This window comes from Bacillus sp. MM2020_4 (assembly GCF_011250555.1).
In the GTDB taxonomy this organism is placed as follows: Bacteria; Bacillota; Bacilli; order Bacillales; family Cytobacillaceae; genus Neobacillus.
Window position 1 is genome coordinate 16,264 of record NZ_JAANMZ010000047.1, and the last position, 18,400, is coordinate 34,663.

Sequence of the window (18,400 nt, forward strand, 5' to 3'; positions counted from 1 at the left end):
GGCATTACTTAATCACTACATACTCCAAATCAACTAATTTTGCGTAACTAACAATTTGGTCTGTTGTTAAATTTAATGAAACAACCGTATGGTGTCCGCCGCCATTTTCAATCCAAGCCTTTACTCCATCCTGGAAGTTCGGCTTAATATTCCAAAGTACGCGGGCAACTGGAAGGTTTGGAGCTGGCACAGTTGGCTCGAATGCCGAAACTTCGTTAATCAAAAGTTTATAATGGGTGCCGAAGTCAGCCATTGAAACAACAACACCTTCACCTGCTTTACCGTCAAACACTAACCGTGCCGGATCTTCACGATTGCCAATTCCTAATGGAGAAACGATAATTTTTGGTTTATTGCTTGCTAAAGATGGGTCGACTTCAAGCATATGGGATTGAAGAGCAGATTCTTGACCCAAAGCTAATTCATAGGTGTAATCTTCCATGAAGCCGGTTGATTGGTTACGGCTCATAACTTTAAGTAGACGATCGAGTGCAGCCGTTTTCCAATCTCCTTCACCGGCAAAGCCGTATCCTTGCGCCATCAAACGCTGAACTGCAAGACCAGGAAGCTGTTTCATACCATACAAATCTTCAAAGTTAGTAGTAAAGGCATTGTAACCGCCGTCATCAAGGAAGCGTTTAATCGCGATTTCATAGCTCGCTTGAACTCTTACGCTTGCTTCCCAAGCTTCCCTGCTGTAAGTACCATAATCAAATTCATAAAGGTTTTCATATTCGGCAAATAATGCATCAATTTCTTCGTCCGTAACAGCATTCACGTATTGAACCAGATCTCCAATACCAAAGTAGTCCACTGTCCAGCCAAATTGAATTTGTGCCTCCACTTTATCGCCTTCAGTAACACCAACGTTACGCATGTTGTCACCAAAGCGAGCTACTTTGATGTTAAAACTTTCGTTATAAGCAACCGCTACGTCCATCCATTCGGCAATTTGCTTTTGCACTTCAGGGCGCTGCCAGTAACCGACCACTACTTTATTTTGCTTTTTCAAACGGGCATTGATGAAACCATACTCACGGTCGCCGTGGGCAGATTGGTTCAGGTTCATAAAGTCCATATCAATCGTAGCCCAAGGAATGCTTTCATTAAATTGTGTTGCTAGGTGGAGCAATGGTTTCTGTAATAACTTTGTACCGCGAATCCACATTTTTGCAGGTGAGAAAGTATGCATCCATGTGATCACACCGGCAACCTCGTCACGATAGTTGACTTCTTTCATAATACTGGTGATTTTATCTGCACTGACAGCTAAATCCTGCAATACAATCAGATATGGTAGGGTACCGCTTTCATTTAAGGCGTCGGTCATCGTTTGTGCATGAGCTTTGACCTCTGCTAACGCTTCTTCCCCATAAAGATGCTGTGAACCTACAACAAACCAAAATTCTTTTTTACCTGTTGATGTCATAATGGATCCTCTTTTCGTAGATTAATAGGTTTTTGTTATTTTTGCCCGTAATAGGCATGCTTCCCATGTTTCCTCAGATAGTGCTTATCTAAAATACTTTGCGGTAATAATTCAGCAAAACTGTTTAATTGTCGGGTAAATAAATTCATTTTCGAAACTTCCTCTAGCACTACACTATTCATTACCGCTGTTTTTACATCTTTGCCCCATGTAAACGGCGCATGACCATGCAGTAGGACACCGGGAACTGCTAAAATATCCAGCCCGCGCTCTTCAAAGGTTTCGATGATGACTTTACCGGTTTCCACTTCATAACCGCGGTCAATCTCCTCTTGTGTCAAAAAGCGGGCACATGGAATGGAGCCATAGAATGTGTCTGCATGAGTCGTACCCATTGCTGGAACATCCAGACCGGCTTGAGCCCAAACAGTCGCCCAGGTTGAATGAGTGTGCACGATGCCGCCGATTTCCGGATAATGTCTATACAGCACGGCATGAGTGGCTGTATCTGATGAAGGGTTCATCTCACCTTCCACAACATTTCCATCTAAATCAACAACAACCATGTCACTCGGTTTCAATTTTTTATAATCAACACCGCTTGGTTTGATGACGAACAATCCGCTATCACGATCAATCCCACTTGCATTGCCCCAAGTGTATTTGACCAGTCCTTGCTTTGGTAATTCTAAATTAGCATGAAATACTTCTTCTTTCAGTCTATCTAACATGCAGATCCCCTCCGTTTCCCACTCATACCGTCAATTTTTCAACGGCAGCCTGTTCAATCACTAAGCCTTTTTTGTAACGATCAATGAATACTTCAAACCCTTTAACATCAAATCCATCAGGAAAAATTTCCAGCCTATCAACCTCTTCAAAAACCTTTTTGTCGAGGAAGTCATCTAAACTTTCATTTTGCTCTTTGGTCATCATGTATGAGGCAAGAATGGCCATTCCCCACGCCCCGCCTTCTCCAGCTGTTTCCATAACGGTGACGGGAGTATTCATGGCAGCGGCGATCATTTTCTGGCCGACAACAGGGGTTTTAAATAAACCACCATGAGCTAAAATACTATCAATCTCCACTCTTTCATTCTTTGTTAAAATATCCATGCCGATTTTCAAAGCACCAAAGGCAGTATAAAGATGGGTCCGCATGAAGTTCGCTAAATTGAAGCGGCTCTCAGGTGTCCGGACAAATAGCGGCCGTCCTTGCTCCAACCCAGTAATATTTTCACCCGAGAGATATCCGTAGCTTAGTAAGCCTCCGCCATCTGAGTCAGCTTCGAGTGCTTTATTCAGCATTACCGCGAATAGCTTATTGGTGTCAACCGTTTGTCCCATTGCCTCATAAAACTCACGGAACAATCCCATCCAGGCATTAAGATCACTTGAACAGTTATTAGCATGTACCATTGCCACCGGGCTACCGCTTGGTGTCGTGACCAAATCAATTTCTGGATATACCTTTGAAAGTTCCTTTTCTAATACAATCATCGCAAAAACAGAAGTTCCGACCGAAACATTCCCGGTCCGTTTCCTCACACTGTTCGTTGCAACCATCCCGGTTCCGGCATCACCTTCCGGCGGACAAAATGGAATGCCCGATTGTAAATTTTGTGAACGATCCAGAATCTTCGCCCCAACTTCCGTTAATGAACCTGCTTGTTCTCCAGAAATGTAGACTTGAGGAAGAATATCTCTCAACTCCCATTGATACCCCTTTGATGCAATATGTTCATTAAACTGTTTGACCATTGATTCATTGTAATCCAGCGTTGATTCATCAATCAGGAACATGCCTGAAGCATCCCCAATGCCAATCGCCTTTTTACCGGTTAGCAGCCAGTGAATGTATCCAGCTAAAGTGGTAATAAAATCAACGCGAGGCAAATGTTTTTCGTCGTTTAAAATGGCTTGATAAAGATGGGCAATACTCCACCGTTCAGGGATATTAAATTGGAATAGATTGGTTAATTCTTTTGCTGCGGCACCGGTTGTTGCATTACGCCAGGTCCGAAACGGAACAAGCAGCTCCCCAGCGTAATCAAAAGCCATATAACCATGCATCATGGCAGAAATTCCAATAGAACCAATGGTTCGAATGGTAACACCATAATTTCGTTCAACTTCTTGCTTCATTTCACTATAAGCTGTTTGCAAACCTGTAATAATATCAACTAAGTTGTAAGTCCAAAATCCATCTTCTAAGCGATTTTCCCACTCATAACTTCCAGATGCGATGGTTTCAAAATCTTTATCAATCAACACCGCTTTAATACGTGTGGATCCAAATTCGATTCCAAGAGAAGTCTCTCCTGTGGTAATCGCTTGTTTAATGTTTGTTCGATTCGTCTTCACCGTTAATCCCCTCTCCGATAGCGGTTTCAATATCATCTGTAAACTACGAAGGAGCTTTCCTTTTACAAACCTAGTATATTTTTTGTGCGTACATTTGTCAACTGAAAGTATCACATGTACTTACAAATAAAAAAACGCCCTGTTATCCTTAAATTAACTGATATTTCATCAAATTTTTTTCAAAAATTAGGATTATGTTTTCGTTTTCATAAAACTATGATAAAATATGTCCATACAAATATTCCAAGTTACATGCACATGAACAACTATGAAAGATGTGAGTGAAATGAAGACAAAGTATCAGGTCATCATTGATGATATAAAAAGTAAAATTCTTTCTGGGGATTACATTATCGGCGAACAAATCCCCACAGAATCCGTCCTGCAGGAAAAGTACAATGTCAGCAGACACACGGTTCGAAAGGCCATTCTAGATCTGGCGAATGAGGGATTCCTAAGAAGTGAAAAAGGCTCTGGCACATATGTCAGCAACAAATATCAATCAAAATCCACTAGAGGTTCCACGAATAAAACCATCGGGGTTATGACGACTTACATTTCTGATTACATTTTCCCATCTATTATTCGCGGAATTGAAACCAGATTGAAAGAGGATAATTATTCGTTGCTGCTAGCCAGTACCAATAACGATGTAGAACAAGAAAAAAGGGCTTTGGAAATGATGCTGGCATATGGTGTCGATGGTTTGATCATTGAACCTACGAAAAGCAATCAATACAATCCCAATATTGCTTACTACCTATCGTTCAAGGAACATGATGTTCCATTGATTATGATCAATGCGTTTTATGAAGAATTGGATCTGCCCTTCCTTTGCCTCGATGACACGCAGTCCAGCTATCTCGCAACAAAGGAATTGATTTCAAAAGGCCACATGCAAATTGGACTTATTGCAAAAATAGACGACTTGCAAGGTAAGTATCGAATGAAGGGGTATATCAAAGCGCTTGGTGAAGCCAAATTGCGCTTTCAACCGGAACAAGTGCTGTCGTTCACGACAGAGACAAAGCCGGATCTGTCCCGAAACTTGAAGAAGTTCCTGATCGAAAATAGAGACATGCTAACAGCCATTGTTTGCTATAACGACGAGGTAGGGTTGGAAGTGGCAAATGTATGCAGACAAATTGATCTTCCTGTACCGGAAAAACTATCCATTATTGGCCAGGACAATTCCTATATTGCTAAAAATGCAAATATCAAGTTAACCACATTGACACACCCGCAGGAACAAATGGGACGTGATGCAGCTGATTGGGTTATTAAAAAATTGCAGGGAAAAAAGGACCTGCCAAACGAAACCTATTATCAGCCAGAGTTGATAGAAGGGGAAACGGTGAAAGAATTAGACGTAGAATAATCTTCAAACGCACGATTGACCAAAATGCCTTTGCACAGAAAAAGCACAGCACATCTCATTCATATTCATGAGATGTGCTGTGCTTGTTTTTGTGAAAAAAATAGACATAGAGAATCACTCAGTTTCTATTTTCACCTGTTCCTGATTCATTCTATCGTCGTTTTTTATAGATTTCTCTTTCATCTTCCACATTTGCACTGCAGAGTATGCGGTGTACAGAATGACAAGAATAATGGACCCGTAAAAAATGAGATTTAACATCGACCACATTTGACCTTTTTGTCTATCTTGAAGCATTGCTTGAACTAGCCATGCGAAACATGTAATAGAGGTCAAGGCATATAAGCGCGATTTTGACTTATCGTTCATTTTTTCTCCCTCTCTTCATTACAGGAATGCTCCCACTCTTTCGGTAAACTATTGAGTCTGATTGATAGTCAAGGAAATCAGCCCCGTTCGCTACTATATTAGCGTTTCTTTCGCTTGGACAAAATGTCTACCGCGACGGCTAGAAGTAGTACAAGACCTTTAATGGTTTGAATTAATGCGGAGTCTACCCCCATAATCGACAGTCCCTGGTTAATAACTCCCATTACAACTGCACCAATAACAACACCTGGTACAGTCCCAATACCACCTGTAACAGCAGTGCCACCAACAAAGCAAGCCGCAATAGCATCGAGTTCGAAGGAATTACCAGTTGCAGCTGATGCGGAACTCAAACGGGAGAGCATCGCAATAGCTGCAATAGCTGAAAGAAGTCCCATGTGAACGAAGAGTGAAAAATCGACACGCCGAGTGTTAATACCCGAAAGAAGCGCTGCTCGACGATTACCACCAACTGCATAGACGCGGCGGCCAAAAACCGTACGAGTCAAAATATAGTTATACGTAATAACAAGAACGCCAACGATTACCAACATAATGGGGATACCGCCTTGAGTGGCATTCCCTGAAGATGCAAATTCAAATGTAAGAGCACCGATTACTACTGTTGCAATAGAAATCTTGATGTAGGTTGCGGTGATAGGCTCTGGAACCAGTCCCACCTTAGAGACTTTGGTACGCTTATGAAGTTGAGTCCACGCAAAAGCAACAATAGCAAGGATTCCAACAACAATACTCAATCCATCAAATGGTCCCCACCACCCAAGAATATTTGGGAGATAGTTTGAAGCTATGGCATTAAATGATGTATTGTTGACTGGGATAGATGCATTAATCATCGTGGTTGCAAGACCTCGGAAGATAAGCATGCCCGCTAAAGTGGTAATAAAACCTGGAATTCCAGCAAAAGCAACCCAGAACCCTTGCCATACACCCACGAGAAGGCCAATAAGCAAACCTGCAATAATTGCTAAGAACCAATTAAGGTGTGCATTCTGCATAAGCAAAGCAACGCAACCACCGATAAAACCTACTAAGGAACCAACTGACAAATCAATATGGGTTGCAATGATTACCATAACCATACCAACTGCCAGAATGATGACGTAAGCATTCTGCTGAATTAATTGAACAATTGAATTTGGCTGGAGTAAAAGTCCTCCAGTCAAAATTTCAAATACGATAATGATGACGGCGAGTGCACCAACAATTCCGTATTGGCGAGCATTTGATGCAAAAGATGCTAACACTGCCCCTTTTTTTATATTTTCTTTATTCTGAGGTGTTAAAGATTCTGAACTCATTTTTCTCCTACCTTCTTTAACTGAGTCTTTTCTTGAGTCATACCCTTCATAAGGTACTCCTGAGTAAACCCTGCCTTCGGGACGTCGTCCGTGATGATACCCTGACTGACTGTATAAATACGATCACAAATACCAATAAGCTCAGGAAGTTCAGATGAAATAACAATGACCGCCTTGCCTTCATCAGCAAGTTGATCAATGATTTCGTAAATTTCGTATTTAGCACCAACATCGATACCACGTGTTGGCTCATCAAGGATCAAAATATCTGGATTAGAAATAACCCATTTTGCTAATACCACTTTCTGTTGGTTTCCGCCTGATAGATTAGATACCTGTTCTTCAATGCTCGGTGTTTTGATATGGAAGTCCTTGCGATACTTTTCAGCAGCAATACGTTCAACGCCATCATCAATGACACCATGCTTTGAGTGCTTGGTAAGCGCCGCCAATACGGCATTTTCGCGAATATTCTGCAAGAGATTGAGACCATACCCCTTGCGATCTTCAGTTGCGTATGCAATGCCAGCTTCAATTGCCTTCTGGACTGTCGATGTATCAGTCTCTTTGCCATGCACATAGACTTTTCCAGACACACCTGAACCATACGTATGACCAAAGATGCTCATCGCCATCTCTGTGCGACCTGCTCCCATGAGTCCTGCAAGTCCAACAATCTCACCTGCACGCGCATAAATATTTGCATGATCGACAATCACACGCTGCTGATCAAGTGGATGATGGACTGTCCAATTCTCCACACGAAAGATCTCGTCCCCAATATGTGAAACATGGTCGGGGTAAAGATTGGTAAGTTCGCGACCGACCATTTTATGAATAAGTTCATCCTGATCAAGTGGATCCTCTTTTGAATTCGGCAACCAACCAACCGTGGAACCATCGCGAATAACCGTCACATTGTTGGCAATGGCTGCAATTTCATTCAGCTTGTGAGAAATGATAACCGATGTAACGCCTTGGTTATCACGCAAATCACGAATAATTTGCAGTAAATGAGCCGAATCTTCATCATTCAATGCTGCCGTGGGCTCATCTAGTAACAGAAGTTTAACTTCCTTCGATAAAGCTTTCGCAATTTCCACGAGCTGCTGCTTACCCACACCAATATCCATAATCTTAGTGTCAGGATTTTCTTGAAGACCAACTTGCTTCATCACCTTAATGGCATCGGCGCGGGTTGCTTCCCAATCAATCACGCCATACTTCTGACGCTCATTACCGAGATATATATTTTCAGCGATTGAAAGGAATGGGCTCAATGCCAACTCCTGCTGAATCACTACAATACCTAGTTCTTCAGAATCCTTGATTTTTTTAAAGTTGCATTCTTTACCATCATAAAAAATAGTGCCCGAGTAAGTACCACTCGGATATACTCCTGAGAGTACATTCATCAATGTCGACTTTCCAGCACCGTTCTCACCACAAATTGCATGGATTTCACCACGAGCAATCTCCAAATTCACATTTGTAAGGGCCTTAACTGGACCGAAAGTTTTAGTGATGTTTTGCATCTGTAATATCATTTGGGAATTTGACATATTACACACCTCGTTTGCGTTAGCTCCTCGCCTGAGAATATCTCAAGATTTAAACAAACATCTACTAGTAATTTTATAGCGACCTTGCTACTCCTGTTCGCAAAGTCGCTATAAAGTCTTTAACTTACTACTTAATAATCGGAGCAGAGATATCTTTCTGATATTGTGCTTCGGTGATGAATCCTGCCTCAACTTCATAATGTAAACCTTTTTGTTCACCTGTTGGGTTCTTAACTAATTCATCTGACATTAACAGCCAAGTTTGCACTTCTTTCTTACCATTGTTCATAGGAGCATCGGATGATTTCGGCTTCTTGCCATCAGCGATCTGGGTCAAGATTGACGTTGTCTGATCTGCGAGTAGGGCAACATTCTTGAAGACAGTCTGTGCCTGTGCACCGTGCTCAATGTTGGTGATAGCGATATCCATACCATCCTGGCCGGTTATGACTGGCCATGCAGATTTGTTCTGCTGGTTTGAAGCAGAGTATGGAATAGATGGAGACATATCAGGACGTGCATTCTTGATTGACTTCATAACACCTAGTGAGATTGCATCATATGGAGAAAGGACTGCGGCGAGTGGCTTATCTCCAAGCTTGGTCATAAATGCATCCATTTGCTTTTGTGCTTGGGTTTGATCCCATGCGTGAACAGAGATCTTCTTCCAATCTGCATCTGTAGTGTCTTTGGTTACAAGACCTGATGGATCAACCAATTGGCCTGACTGGAAGTAAGGCTTTAGTAAATCCCAAGCCCCCTTGAAGAAGTAAGGTGCATTGTTATCATCATCCGAACCAGCAAAAAGTGCAATGTTTAGGGGTTCAGTCTTACCACCGTTACCCTTCAAATCAAGTTTATCTATAATGGTATTTGCCTCAAGAATACCAGTGCGTTCAAGATCGAAAGTCACATAATAATCTACGGCCTTGGTATTCATTACTAAGCGATCATAAGAAACGACAACGCCGCCTTGTGATTCTGCCTGCTCAACCGCCGGTCCAACAGCAGTGCCATCAACTGCTGCAACGACAATTGCCTTTGCACCAGCAGAAACCAGATTGTTGATATCATTTGACTGCTGTGATGGGCTGTTATTTGCATACGCGAGCTTAGTCTTGAATCCTGCTTTTTTGAGATCCTTAACCAAATTGGCACCATCAACATTCCAACGCTGATCAGCTTTAGTAGGCATTGAAATACCAACCAAATCACCCTTTTTAAGCGCGGTACTTGTTGATGCTGAAGTACTACGGCTAGGACTGCTACAAGCTGCCATTACTGCAACACTAGTAATAGTTATAAAGGCGGTACTTGCTAACTTTTTAAAGTTCATTTTAAATGTCCCCTTTTTTATTTACATTTTAAATTCCAATTTTGAGAAATAAAATTACGTTCTTAAATTGCTATTAATCTTGAAAACGTTTAAAAAAATAAAAACTAAAAACAATTCAGAATGCGCTCGTCCCCATCGCGCTAAACCCAACCATGCCAACTTATTTCAAGTACAACCCCATAATGTTTATAAACATCGACGGCTATTGTACGATAACTCTAACGTAAGCCCTTCCAAACATCTTTAAAGAATAGGTCTAATAACCATTTTTAACTTAATTGTCCCATTCATAACTTCCAGAATGCTACAGTTTGAAAGGTTGAATCTACGAATCTACTAACTTATCTTTTATTCGAGCTGATATTTATCCGTACATATTTAGGGGCGGAATTCGGTTATCTGAAGTTATTGCTGTCCTAACTTTCTCCATATTTTATATTCTCCCTCTTTTTAAAATAATAACGCTTACAAATAATGTAGTATTTTTGTACGTACATGTCAATAAAAAAATATATATTTTTTTAGATGTACGTATAAATATTCCTGTACAACATAACAAGTAGACTTCTTCCTGTATTCATAGTACCACTCACACCTTGTACAGACGAGTGGGTCCTTTTTCCTTTTGCAATGATTCTTCCACGCTTACGATCTCTGTTCTTTCTTTTCCTTTATTCCATATTTATTTTGAATTTCTCACAATGTTGATGTTCATCAAAAAATGCGCTTAAGAATATTGGCCTCCATATGAAAAATACCACAGTACCAAGGACTGTGGTGCGACAAATTATATGCTATCTTATCTATTAAAAAAACCTCATCTACTTATGATACGGTTCACCCCGATTTATCCGAAACGCCCGATAAATCTGTTCCACTAAGATCAGCCGCATGAGCTGGTGGGGGAAGGTCATCCGCGAAAAGGATAGTTGTTCGTTCGACCGCTTCAAAACATCTTCACTCAATCCCAATGACCCGCCGATCACAAAGGCAATTTTGCTCTTTCCATATGTAGCGAGTTTATCTAATGAGCTTGCTAACTCCTCCGATGATGCTAGCTTACCTTGAATGGCTAAGGCTATTACATATGTATCCTGACTAATTTTTGCAAGAATTCGTTCGCCTTCTTTTTGCTTTACCTGTATCATTTCCAGTTCGCTTAATTCTTCAGGGGCCTTTTCATCAGATACTTCAATGACTTCTACCTTTGCATAGGCAGTCAATCTTTTTAAATATTCCTCAATTCCTTGTTTCAAATATTTCTCTTTTAATTTACCAACCGTTATGATCGAGATATTCACAATCCACAACCCTTTTTATTTGATTACAAACAGCTTACAAACAAGTTATCCACAGAGGTTATCCACATATTCACAATTTTTATCCACATCTTGTATGGAATCATTTGTTCTCTACCATATATACAGCCCGTTTTTCGCAATATTCACAGCCTGTTGATGACTTATCCACAGGAATTTGTGATAATACAGGATATGTTTGATATTGATCCACAATATCATCTAATGCAATTTCTATATGTTCCTCACAACTATAAATCAACCTTTTCACCTTCCCGAACTAGATCGTTAGTATTATTTTGAACTTTTCTACCTGCAATCATACTTATAACCCCACCTATAATACCATAATAAAAAGCAGGGAAGTGGACCACACATTCACTTTCCTGCTTTAACATACCGAGTTATTCTAATTTTTCCGCTGATAATGTTAAGGTTGTTTCCTTTAGCTTACCATCCCGGTAAAATTTGATCGTCATTTTCTCGCCAATTTTCTTTTTCTGGTATAAATGTTTGCGGAGGTCGATGACGTCATTGATTTTTTGTCCGTCCATTTCGACGATGACATCAAGCTCCTTTAATCCTGCCTGTGATGCTGGTGAATTGGCAACGACCTGCCTTAAGGCTACCCCATAATTTATATCACGAGGGAGTTTCAATGCTTCCTCCTGATAATATGCCGGAATTTCCGCTACTGATTTTAAATCTACTCCCATATACGGGCGCTTTACTGTGCCGAATTTTTCAAGGTCATCAATGATTGGCTTAGCAGAATTGATTGGGATCGATAAACCAATCCCTTCGACTGCATTTTGGGCGATTTTCATCGAGTTAATCCCAATCACCTGGCCTGCCATATTGATAAGGGCACCACCGCTGTTGCCGGGATTTATCGCCGCATCTGTTTGCAACACCTCTGACTGCCAATCCACTAAACCGTCCTGATTGATGTCAGTAGGAATCGTTCGTTTTAACCCCGAGATAATTCCTTGTGTGACGGAACCGGAGAAGGTGGCGCCGAGTGGATTTCCGATGGCGATGACCGGTTCTCCCATTTTCAAACTGTCAGAATTACCAAATTCCGCCACTTTTTTTACTTTGCCAGCATCAATGGTAAGCACCGCTAAGTCCGTCCAAATATCACTACCTAAGAGTTCTGCAGGGATCTTTGTTCCATCCGCCATCGTTACTTCAAGTTTAGAAGCACCCTCGACAACGTGATGGTTGGTTACAACAAAGGCCTTATTACCTGCCTGTTTATAAATAACCCCAGAGCCTGTTCCAGTGGGCTCTTCGGCATCGGCATTATCCGTCCAAAAGCTTGAGGACTGAATGTTGTTGATACCGACAACGGCATCGCCAGTCTTTTCAACCGCTTTGGTAATATTGGTATTCACATCATAGGAAACCTGCTGTTGAATCACATTTTGCTGGTTCGTACTATTGGTTTCCGTTGCCGTATTTTGATTTGGATTAATTGTATAGGGCAGGACACCTTGCTTTGACAAGGTGGGAATGGAAAAGACCACGACAAGTGCACCAATAATGGCTCCGATTAAACTAGTGAGAAAATATCCGCCCCTTTTTCCTTTTTGCTCCCGATGACGCCCCTGTGGATTCTCGTCATAATAACCCATTAACACCATTCCTCTCTTCCCGAAAAGGTTGCTATCTACTATTTTGGCTTATAATAACAATTATACTCGTTCAACCTTAAATTACTAAAAAATTGTATCTAGTTCTGGAAAACTTACGAATTTGTTCATATCTTTTTCATAATAAAATGAAGCCCCCTTAAAAAGGGCAGCTTCATTCTTCAAATTCTATACGGCTGTTAAACTAGTTGGTATTTTCGGATCTGTATCATATAACTGGAATTGCTCACCGATTACATGACCACGGCTCTCGAGGGTTTGTGCGACCGCCATCTTTGCTAAGTCTTTCATGTTGTTATCAAGGCTTAAATGGGCAAGATAGACACGTCTTGTCCGATCCCCGATCACATCACTCATGGCCAGTGCTGCATCCTCATTAGAGACATGGCCGACATCGCTTAAGATTCGGCGCTTGATGTTCCAAGGATATCTCCCCATCCGCAGCATTTGCACATCATGGTTCGATTCAAAAATATAGACATCAGCATTGGTGATAATCCCCTTCATCCGGTCACTTACATAGCCGGTATCGGTAATCAAAACGATCTTTTTGCCACCATGATGGAAGACGTAAAACATCGGTTCCGCAGCATCATGGGAGACACCGAATGATTCGATATCAACCGATCCAAAACTCTTTACCGTTTCCATGTTAAAGACAAACTTTTGCTCTGTCGGAATCGCGCCCACTGAACGTTCCATCGCGCGCCAGGTTTTTTCATTTGCGTATACGGGTAAATGATATTTACGGGCGAGGACACCAATTCCTTTAATGTGGTCGCTATGTTCATGCGTGACAAAAATTCCGGTAAGCTTGCTGATATCACGGTCAATTTGTCCGAAAAGCGACTCCATCTGTTTTCCGCTAAACCCAGCATCCACTAGAAAGGAATGTTCATCAGACTCTACAAACAGGGCGTTCCCCGTACTCCCGCTTGCAAGGATGCTATATCGTAACGTCATACTGCCTCACTCCACTTTACTATTTTCATCACTATTAAAATCAATAATTTGCCCTTCAAAGGCATTGACAAACAAATTTTCCTTTTCATTAACAACAAAACGCCAGGTTGGTGCTAACACCTGGGAAGCCGCTAATTTGACCTTGGAAGAATAACCAAGTTCAATCTTAGTAATTTTACTCTTTGGCCGTAATACACCCTTTTGATGCAACGTTTCAATTGCTTTTATTGGAGTGAGGATATCCTCCTTGGCTGTTAGCGTTTTAAAGTCCTCTAAATAGGTTTGTTCGTAAGAAATAATTTGATTATCTCCATTGAGCGTAAATGTAATCATTCCTTTTAAATTTTGATATAGGGGGAATGATTCATATTGTTGAAGATAGGTAATTGTATTTTTCTTATCATCTTTCTCCCAAAATTGATAGTGTTCACCGAAAAGGACATTTTCCTTAAAAAAAGCAGATAGATCGGCTGGCTCAAATTTTGCACTTAATTGAATGGGCCTATCCAAGGTTACCTGCAACGTATTGCCCGCATCCTTTACTGAAACTGCCTGACCTTTCAGCTTTGCTAAATCACCCTTCGAAAAGGTCTTAGACGTTGAACTGAGATATTGCCCCTTTATCGATGTCTTCGGAAGCTCATTATAGGTAATTTCATCTGCCTTCAGTTTTTCTTCAAAAGAAGCCTCTGTGGCTATTTCATACTTATTGGCATCCCGGACTTCCATGAATTGAAATAGGAGATACACATCCAGAATTAAGAAGGTAATAATAAAAATAGTTTTTATTTTACTCCAATCCATACTTCAATCCTCCCTGATTTTCCATCGTAATTTGCTCCCAATTTCCATCATAAAGATAGAACCAGGCAGGTTCTAAAAGGATTAATTTTTTCTCCTCCGAATCCCTGTCCATTCGATAGCCCAAAATCAGTTTATCAAGAAGCTCTGGCTTAAAGTTTTTCTTCTTCTGTAAATACTCCACGACAGCATGTCCCGATGGGAGGGTAGCCTTTTTTGTTTCTGTTACTAAATCTAATGAAATATTGGGCCGGACATACCTATTAATTTCATCCTTACCCCAGACTTCATTAATTTCAGAAAGTCCCCTATCGTTAAAAACAGGATATCCTTCCATGCTGTATAATCGGAAGGTAACAGATTGTTTATATTCACTTTTTGAAACGTACCGAAAGGCATCTGTCCAACCACCGTGTTCATTTACAAAATCAATACTTCTTTTCACTAGACCATAAGAGCTGTCAAGATAATTGTCAGCTGCAGTCGGATTCACATAACTAAGAATATTGGTATCATTATTGATAATCAATTTACTCGAGTCGTTCGTGTATTCCTCACTTTGCGGTAATACAAAACTTTTTTGAACAAACCTTGGGTCGTTAAAAAGGGCACCCTTAAATTCATCAGAATTAAGCGTAACCGGTAAATATTTATACGCGGTCATCTCTGTTTCAGCTTCGGGCAGAAAGAGCGTATGCTTGTCAGTTGCTTTATAAGCGAAATACTGAGGGTAGCGGTTAGCATTTTTATAAAATTCACGATTAAATTCATTTACATTAGCGGATGAGATATGACCGATATAGACTTGTTGATTTTCAGAGGAAACAAAATATAAAATTCCATTTTCCTTTTCTGCATTATCAACATTAATTATAATCCGATTGAAGTTGAAGGAAGGTACCCTTTTTCCTTCAATCGTTAACACACTTCGATATAATTCAATCGGAACCTCACCAGGGAAAATAATCTCGGCGTTACCACTGCTATGGATTAATTCCTCGATGTTTTCCACTTTATCCGAATAGTTTCTTACATCAAAAATCGACCACCGGCCCATATCCTTCATCAACTTCTCAAGTTCAGCTGAGCTGTTTGTTCCATAATGCTGTCCTTTTATGTGGAACAATACTTGATCCGGTTTAACAATTTTCTGAACCTCTTGTTTCTCACTTACCGTTACTCCGGCAACATAATTGCTATTTTCCTCGAGCATGTCAAATTTGGGCTGGTAGGTCCAAAGACTCCATGTTAACAGAATACTAACCAAGACTAATATGGTTAAAATGCCTGATTTAATATTTTCGTATCTCATGACCATTCATCCTCTTCAGAACGCTCATATGGCAGTGTAAAGGAAATTTCCGTTCCTTTTCCTTCCTCACTTTTTACCCAAATATCTCCGCCATGAGCATGAACCATTTCCTTTGCAATCGCCAGTCCAAGTCCTGTCCCGCCCAATTTTCGGGTCCTCGCCTTATCCACACGATAAAAACGGTCGAATATCTTACCAATATTCTCTTTCGGAATCCCCACTCCTTGGTCGGACACACTGGCAATAATCTTATCTTCCTTTTCCTTTATCGAAAAAGTAACCCGACCACCTTCTGGTGAATACTTTAAGGCGTTGGAAATAATGTTGTATAATACCTGGGTCATTTTGTCTTCATCGATTTCGACAAAGATGGCTTGCTTTGGCAGCTTTCTTTTGAAGATGACATTTTGCTCCTTGGACATCTCAAACCGATCGATGATGCGGTCGTAGAAATCGACAAAGTTCACCCACTCCATGTTTAGCTTGTAATCCGTACTATCCATCTTGGATAATTGCAGCAAGTCATTAACAAGACGGATCATCCGCTCCGTTTCGGTCCGTGTTACCTCTAAAAAGTTTGGCGCAATTTCCTCATCCTGCCATGCACCATCCGCAAGTGCTTCTAAGTAACTGCGCATCGTTGTGAGTGGCGTCCTTAGTTCATGAGAAACATTCGCAACAAATTCTCTTCTTTCTGCATCCACCTTTTCCTGCTCCGTAATATCATGGAGGACACAAATTAGCCCATTCACAAAGCCTGTTTCTTTTTGAATAACGGAGAAGTTAGCCCTTAATATATAACGTTCTGATTTTGTACTATAGTCTAATATTAAAGAGTCCTTTTCCTCAAGCAGGTCCTCGAAGGTATTCGTATCTTCTAAACTTAATAATGAGACAATTGGCTGGGAAAGGACTGTTTCACGTGAAACATTCAGCATGTCGGCAGCAGGCTCATTGATTAAGATAACCCGTCCTTTTCTGTCGGTAGCAATTACGCCATCCGTCATATAGGATAGGACCGATGACAGCTTTCTACGTTCTCCTTCCGTTCCCGCTTGCGCTTCCTGAAGCTTTTTTGTCAGGTTATTAAAGGCAATTGCCAATGTCCCTATTTCATCATTACCGTATACTTTCACCTTCCGTGAGAAGTTCCCTTTTGCCATCGCTTGTGCCTGCTTCTTCATATCAGCAATGGGTCTAGTTATGGTCTGTGCCAACAAAATCCCTAATACGGCAGTAATCGATAAGGCTATTCCTGTTCCAGTAGCAAAAATCCTATTTATCGTTTTCATTTGTCCAAACACATTTTCAATTTTCGCGACAAGATCAATAGCGCCGATCACTTTTTTCCCTGACTTTATCGGGGTAGAGAGGACCCAAATTCGATGTCCTGTTTGTGGATCAATTTTAATCGCACTCTGATCCTCTTCTAACACCATCGATTGTTTGATTCGAAGCTCCGTTGTTCTTTGCCCGACAACGCCTTGGTTACTTTGATGCGATGTCCCCAGAATTTTAAGTGATCTATTTTCAATGACACGGACTTCAGATATATCTCCTGCGTTGAAGTCGCGAAGGATTTTCTTAATATCCTCTTCGACGGTAGGGTCTTCAGGTGTTCTTTCCTTTTCCATTTCCTCCACAATATTATAGGCAAGCAAATTGATCCGTTCCTTTAACGAGGATTGGAAGTTTGTTCGTAATGTTTCTTCAAGCTGTTTGACAAAATAAACTCCAATAATTTGCATGGCTACTAAGATAAGGAGGACATAGATGATCACAAATTTAACGTGTATAGAGCGAAAGAAACCAACCTTTTTCATTTAATACTACTCCTGTTCAGGATTACGTAAATAGTAGCCAACCCCACGACGTGTGACAATCCATGTTGGATGGCTCGGGCTGTCCTCAATTTTTTCACGCAAGCGTCTAACGGTCACATCGACAGTCCGTACATCCCCGTAATAATCGTACCCCCATACCGTTTGCAGCAAATGCTCTCTCGTCATAACCTGGCCAATATGCTGTGCTAAATAGTAGAGCAATTCAAATTCACGGTGTGTGAGTTCAATCGTTTCACCCCGTTTTGAGACAACATAGGCATCTGGATGAATCACTAGCGAGCCAATTTCAATTTCATTTGTTTCATTTTCCGCATCTGCCTGCGTTAGGATTTGGTTGTGGCGACGTAAATTTGCCTTTACACGGGCTATTAATTCCCTCGTGCTAAATGGCTTTGTCACATAATCATCCGCACCCAGCTCAAGCCCTAACACTTTATCAATTTCAGAATCCTTTGCTGTTAGCATAATGATGGGCATTTCATATTTCTTCCGAACCTCACGGCATACTTCCATCCCGTCTCTTTGCGGGAGCATGATGTCCAAGAGAATTAAGTCAGGCTGTATTTCATCTACCAATCGGAGCGCTTCGTTTCCATCGTAAGCGCAATAAACCACATATCCTTCTTTTTTTAAGTTGAACTGCAAAATATCAGCAATTGGTTTTTCATCGTCAACAACAAGAATTTTCTTATCCATACCATTGCTCCTTTTCATTCATTTACAATCTATATAATTAAATTTAACTAGAAGTCATATCTGTACTAGTT

General features: G+C 40.9%; 16 protein-coding genes. 1 reads left to right on the forward strand and 15 read right to left on the reverse strand.

Features of this window, described 5'->3' with window-relative positions:
- Positions 1-4: 4 nt before the first annotated feature.
- Genes araA through G6554_RS21025 form a run of 3 tightly spaced genes read right to left on the reverse strand, consistent with a single transcriptional unit; the run spans position 5 to position 3,793 of the window.
- Positions 5-1,429, reverse strand: coding sequence for an L-arabinose isomerase (gene araA, locus G6554_RS21015; RefSeq protein WP_166245499.1), 1,425 nt, complete (start codon positions 1,427-1,429; stop codon positions 5-7).
- Between the two features lie 35 nt (positions 1,430-1,464).
- Complete coding sequence (locus G6554_RS21020) at positions 1,465-2,160, reverse strand: L-ribulose-5-phosphate 4-epimerase (protein ID WP_166245501.1); 696 nt, start codon at positions 2,158-2,160, stop codon at positions 1,465-1,467.
- Between the two features lie 22 nt (positions 2,161-2,182).
- On the reverse strand, positions 2,183-3,793 hold the full coding sequence (locus G6554_RS21025) for an FGGY-family carbohydrate kinase (protein WP_166245503.1): 1,611 nt from the start codon (positions 3,791-3,793) through the stop codon (positions 2,183-2,185).
- 286 nt (positions 3,794-4,079) lie between these two features.
- On the opposite strand from G6554_RS21025, the gene G6554_RS21030 reads away from it, so the two are divergent.
- On the forward strand, positions 4,080-5,171 hold the full coding sequence (locus tag G6554_RS21030; protein ID WP_166245505.1) for a GntR family transcriptional regulator: 1,092 nt from the start codon (positions 4,080-4,082) through the stop codon (positions 5,169-5,171).
- Positions 5,172-5,285: 114 nt separating this feature from the next.
- Here G6554_RS21030 and G6554_RS21035 read toward each other — a convergent pair whose 3' ends face one another.
- From G6554_RS21035 to yycF, 12 genes are all read right to left on the reverse strand, one after another.
- The gene (locus G6554_RS21035) at positions 5,286-5,540 is read right to left on the reverse strand and encodes a hypothetical protein (RefSeq protein WP_166245507.1); all 255 of its coding nucleotides are present in this window, start codon (positions 5,538-5,540) and stop codon (positions 5,286-5,288) included.
- Positions 5,541-5,638: 98 nt separating this feature from the next.
- Complete coding sequence (gene mmsB, locus G6554_RS21040; RefSeq protein ID WP_166245509.1) at positions 5,639-6,862, reverse strand: multiple monosaccharide ABC transporter permease; 1,224 nt, start codon at positions 6,860-6,862, stop codon at positions 5,639-5,641.
- Positions 6,859-8,424, reverse strand: a complete 1,566-nt coding sequence (locus G6554_RS21045) for a sugar ABC transporter ATP-binding protein (RefSeq protein WP_166245532.1) — start codon at positions 8,422-8,424, stop codon at positions 6,859-6,861. The genes mmsB and G6554_RS21045 overlap by 4 nt, the downstream gene beginning before the upstream one ends.
- A gap of 127 nt (positions 8,425-8,551) precedes the next feature.
- Positions 8,552-9,760 (reverse strand): substrate-binding domain-containing protein, encoded by a 1,209-nt coding sequence (locus G6554_RS21050; RefSeq protein ID WP_166245511.1) that lies wholly within the window; start codon positions 9,758-9,760, stop codon positions 8,552-8,554.
- Between the two features lie 821 nt (positions 9,761-10,581).
- Complete coding sequence (gene rlmH / locus G6554_RS21055; protein WP_166245513.1) at positions 10,582-11,061, reverse strand: 23S rRNA (pseudouridine(1915)-N(3))-methyltransferase RlmH; 480 nt, start codon at positions 11,059-11,061, stop codon at positions 10,582-10,584.
- Between the two features lie 100 nt (positions 11,062-11,161).
- A complete protein-coding gene (locus tag G6554_RS21060) occupies positions 11,162-11,329 on the reverse strand; it encodes a CxxH/CxxC protein (protein WP_308110611.1) in 168 nt (55 codons plus the stop codon).
- 133 nt (positions 11,330-11,462) lie between these two features.
- Complete coding sequence (locus G6554_RS21065; protein WP_166245517.1) at positions 11,463-12,695, reverse strand: S1C family serine protease; 1,233 nt, start codon at positions 12,693-12,695, stop codon at positions 11,463-11,465.
- Positions 12,696-12,881: 186 nt separating this feature from the next.
- Complete coding sequence (locus G6554_RS21070; RefSeq protein ID WP_166245519.1) at positions 12,882-13,676, reverse strand: MBL fold metallo-hydrolase; 795 nt, start codon at positions 13,674-13,676, stop codon at positions 12,882-12,884.
- A 6-nt stretch (positions 13,677-13,682) separates the two neighbouring features.
- Positions 13,683-14,480 (reverse strand): two-component system regulatory protein YycI, encoded by a 798-nt coding sequence (locus tag G6554_RS21075; protein WP_166245521.1) that lies wholly within the window; start codon positions 14,478-14,480, stop codon positions 13,683-13,685.
- Positions 14,467-15,789: a YycH family regulatory protein gene (locus G6554_RS21080; RefSeq protein ID WP_166245523.1), complete on the reverse strand. Its 1,323-nt coding sequence runs from the start codon at positions 15,787-15,789 to the stop codon at positions 14,467-14,469. The genes G6554_RS21075 and G6554_RS21080 overlap by 14 nt, the downstream gene beginning before the upstream one ends.
- Positions 15,786-17,612 (reverse strand): cell wall metabolism sensor histidine kinase WalK, encoded by a 1,827-nt coding sequence (gene walK, locus G6554_RS21085; protein WP_166245524.1) that lies wholly within the window; start codon positions 17,610-17,612, stop codon positions 15,786-15,788. Before walK ends, G6554_RS21080 begins: the two co-directional genes overlap by 4 nt.
- Before the next feature lie 6 nt (positions 17,613-17,618).
- Positions 17,619-18,329: a response regulator YycF gene (yycF, locus tag G6554_RS21090; protein WP_166245526.1), complete on the reverse strand. Its 711-nt coding sequence runs from the start codon at positions 18,327-18,329 to the stop codon at positions 17,619-17,621.
- Positions 18,330-18,400: the final 71 nt, after the last annotated feature.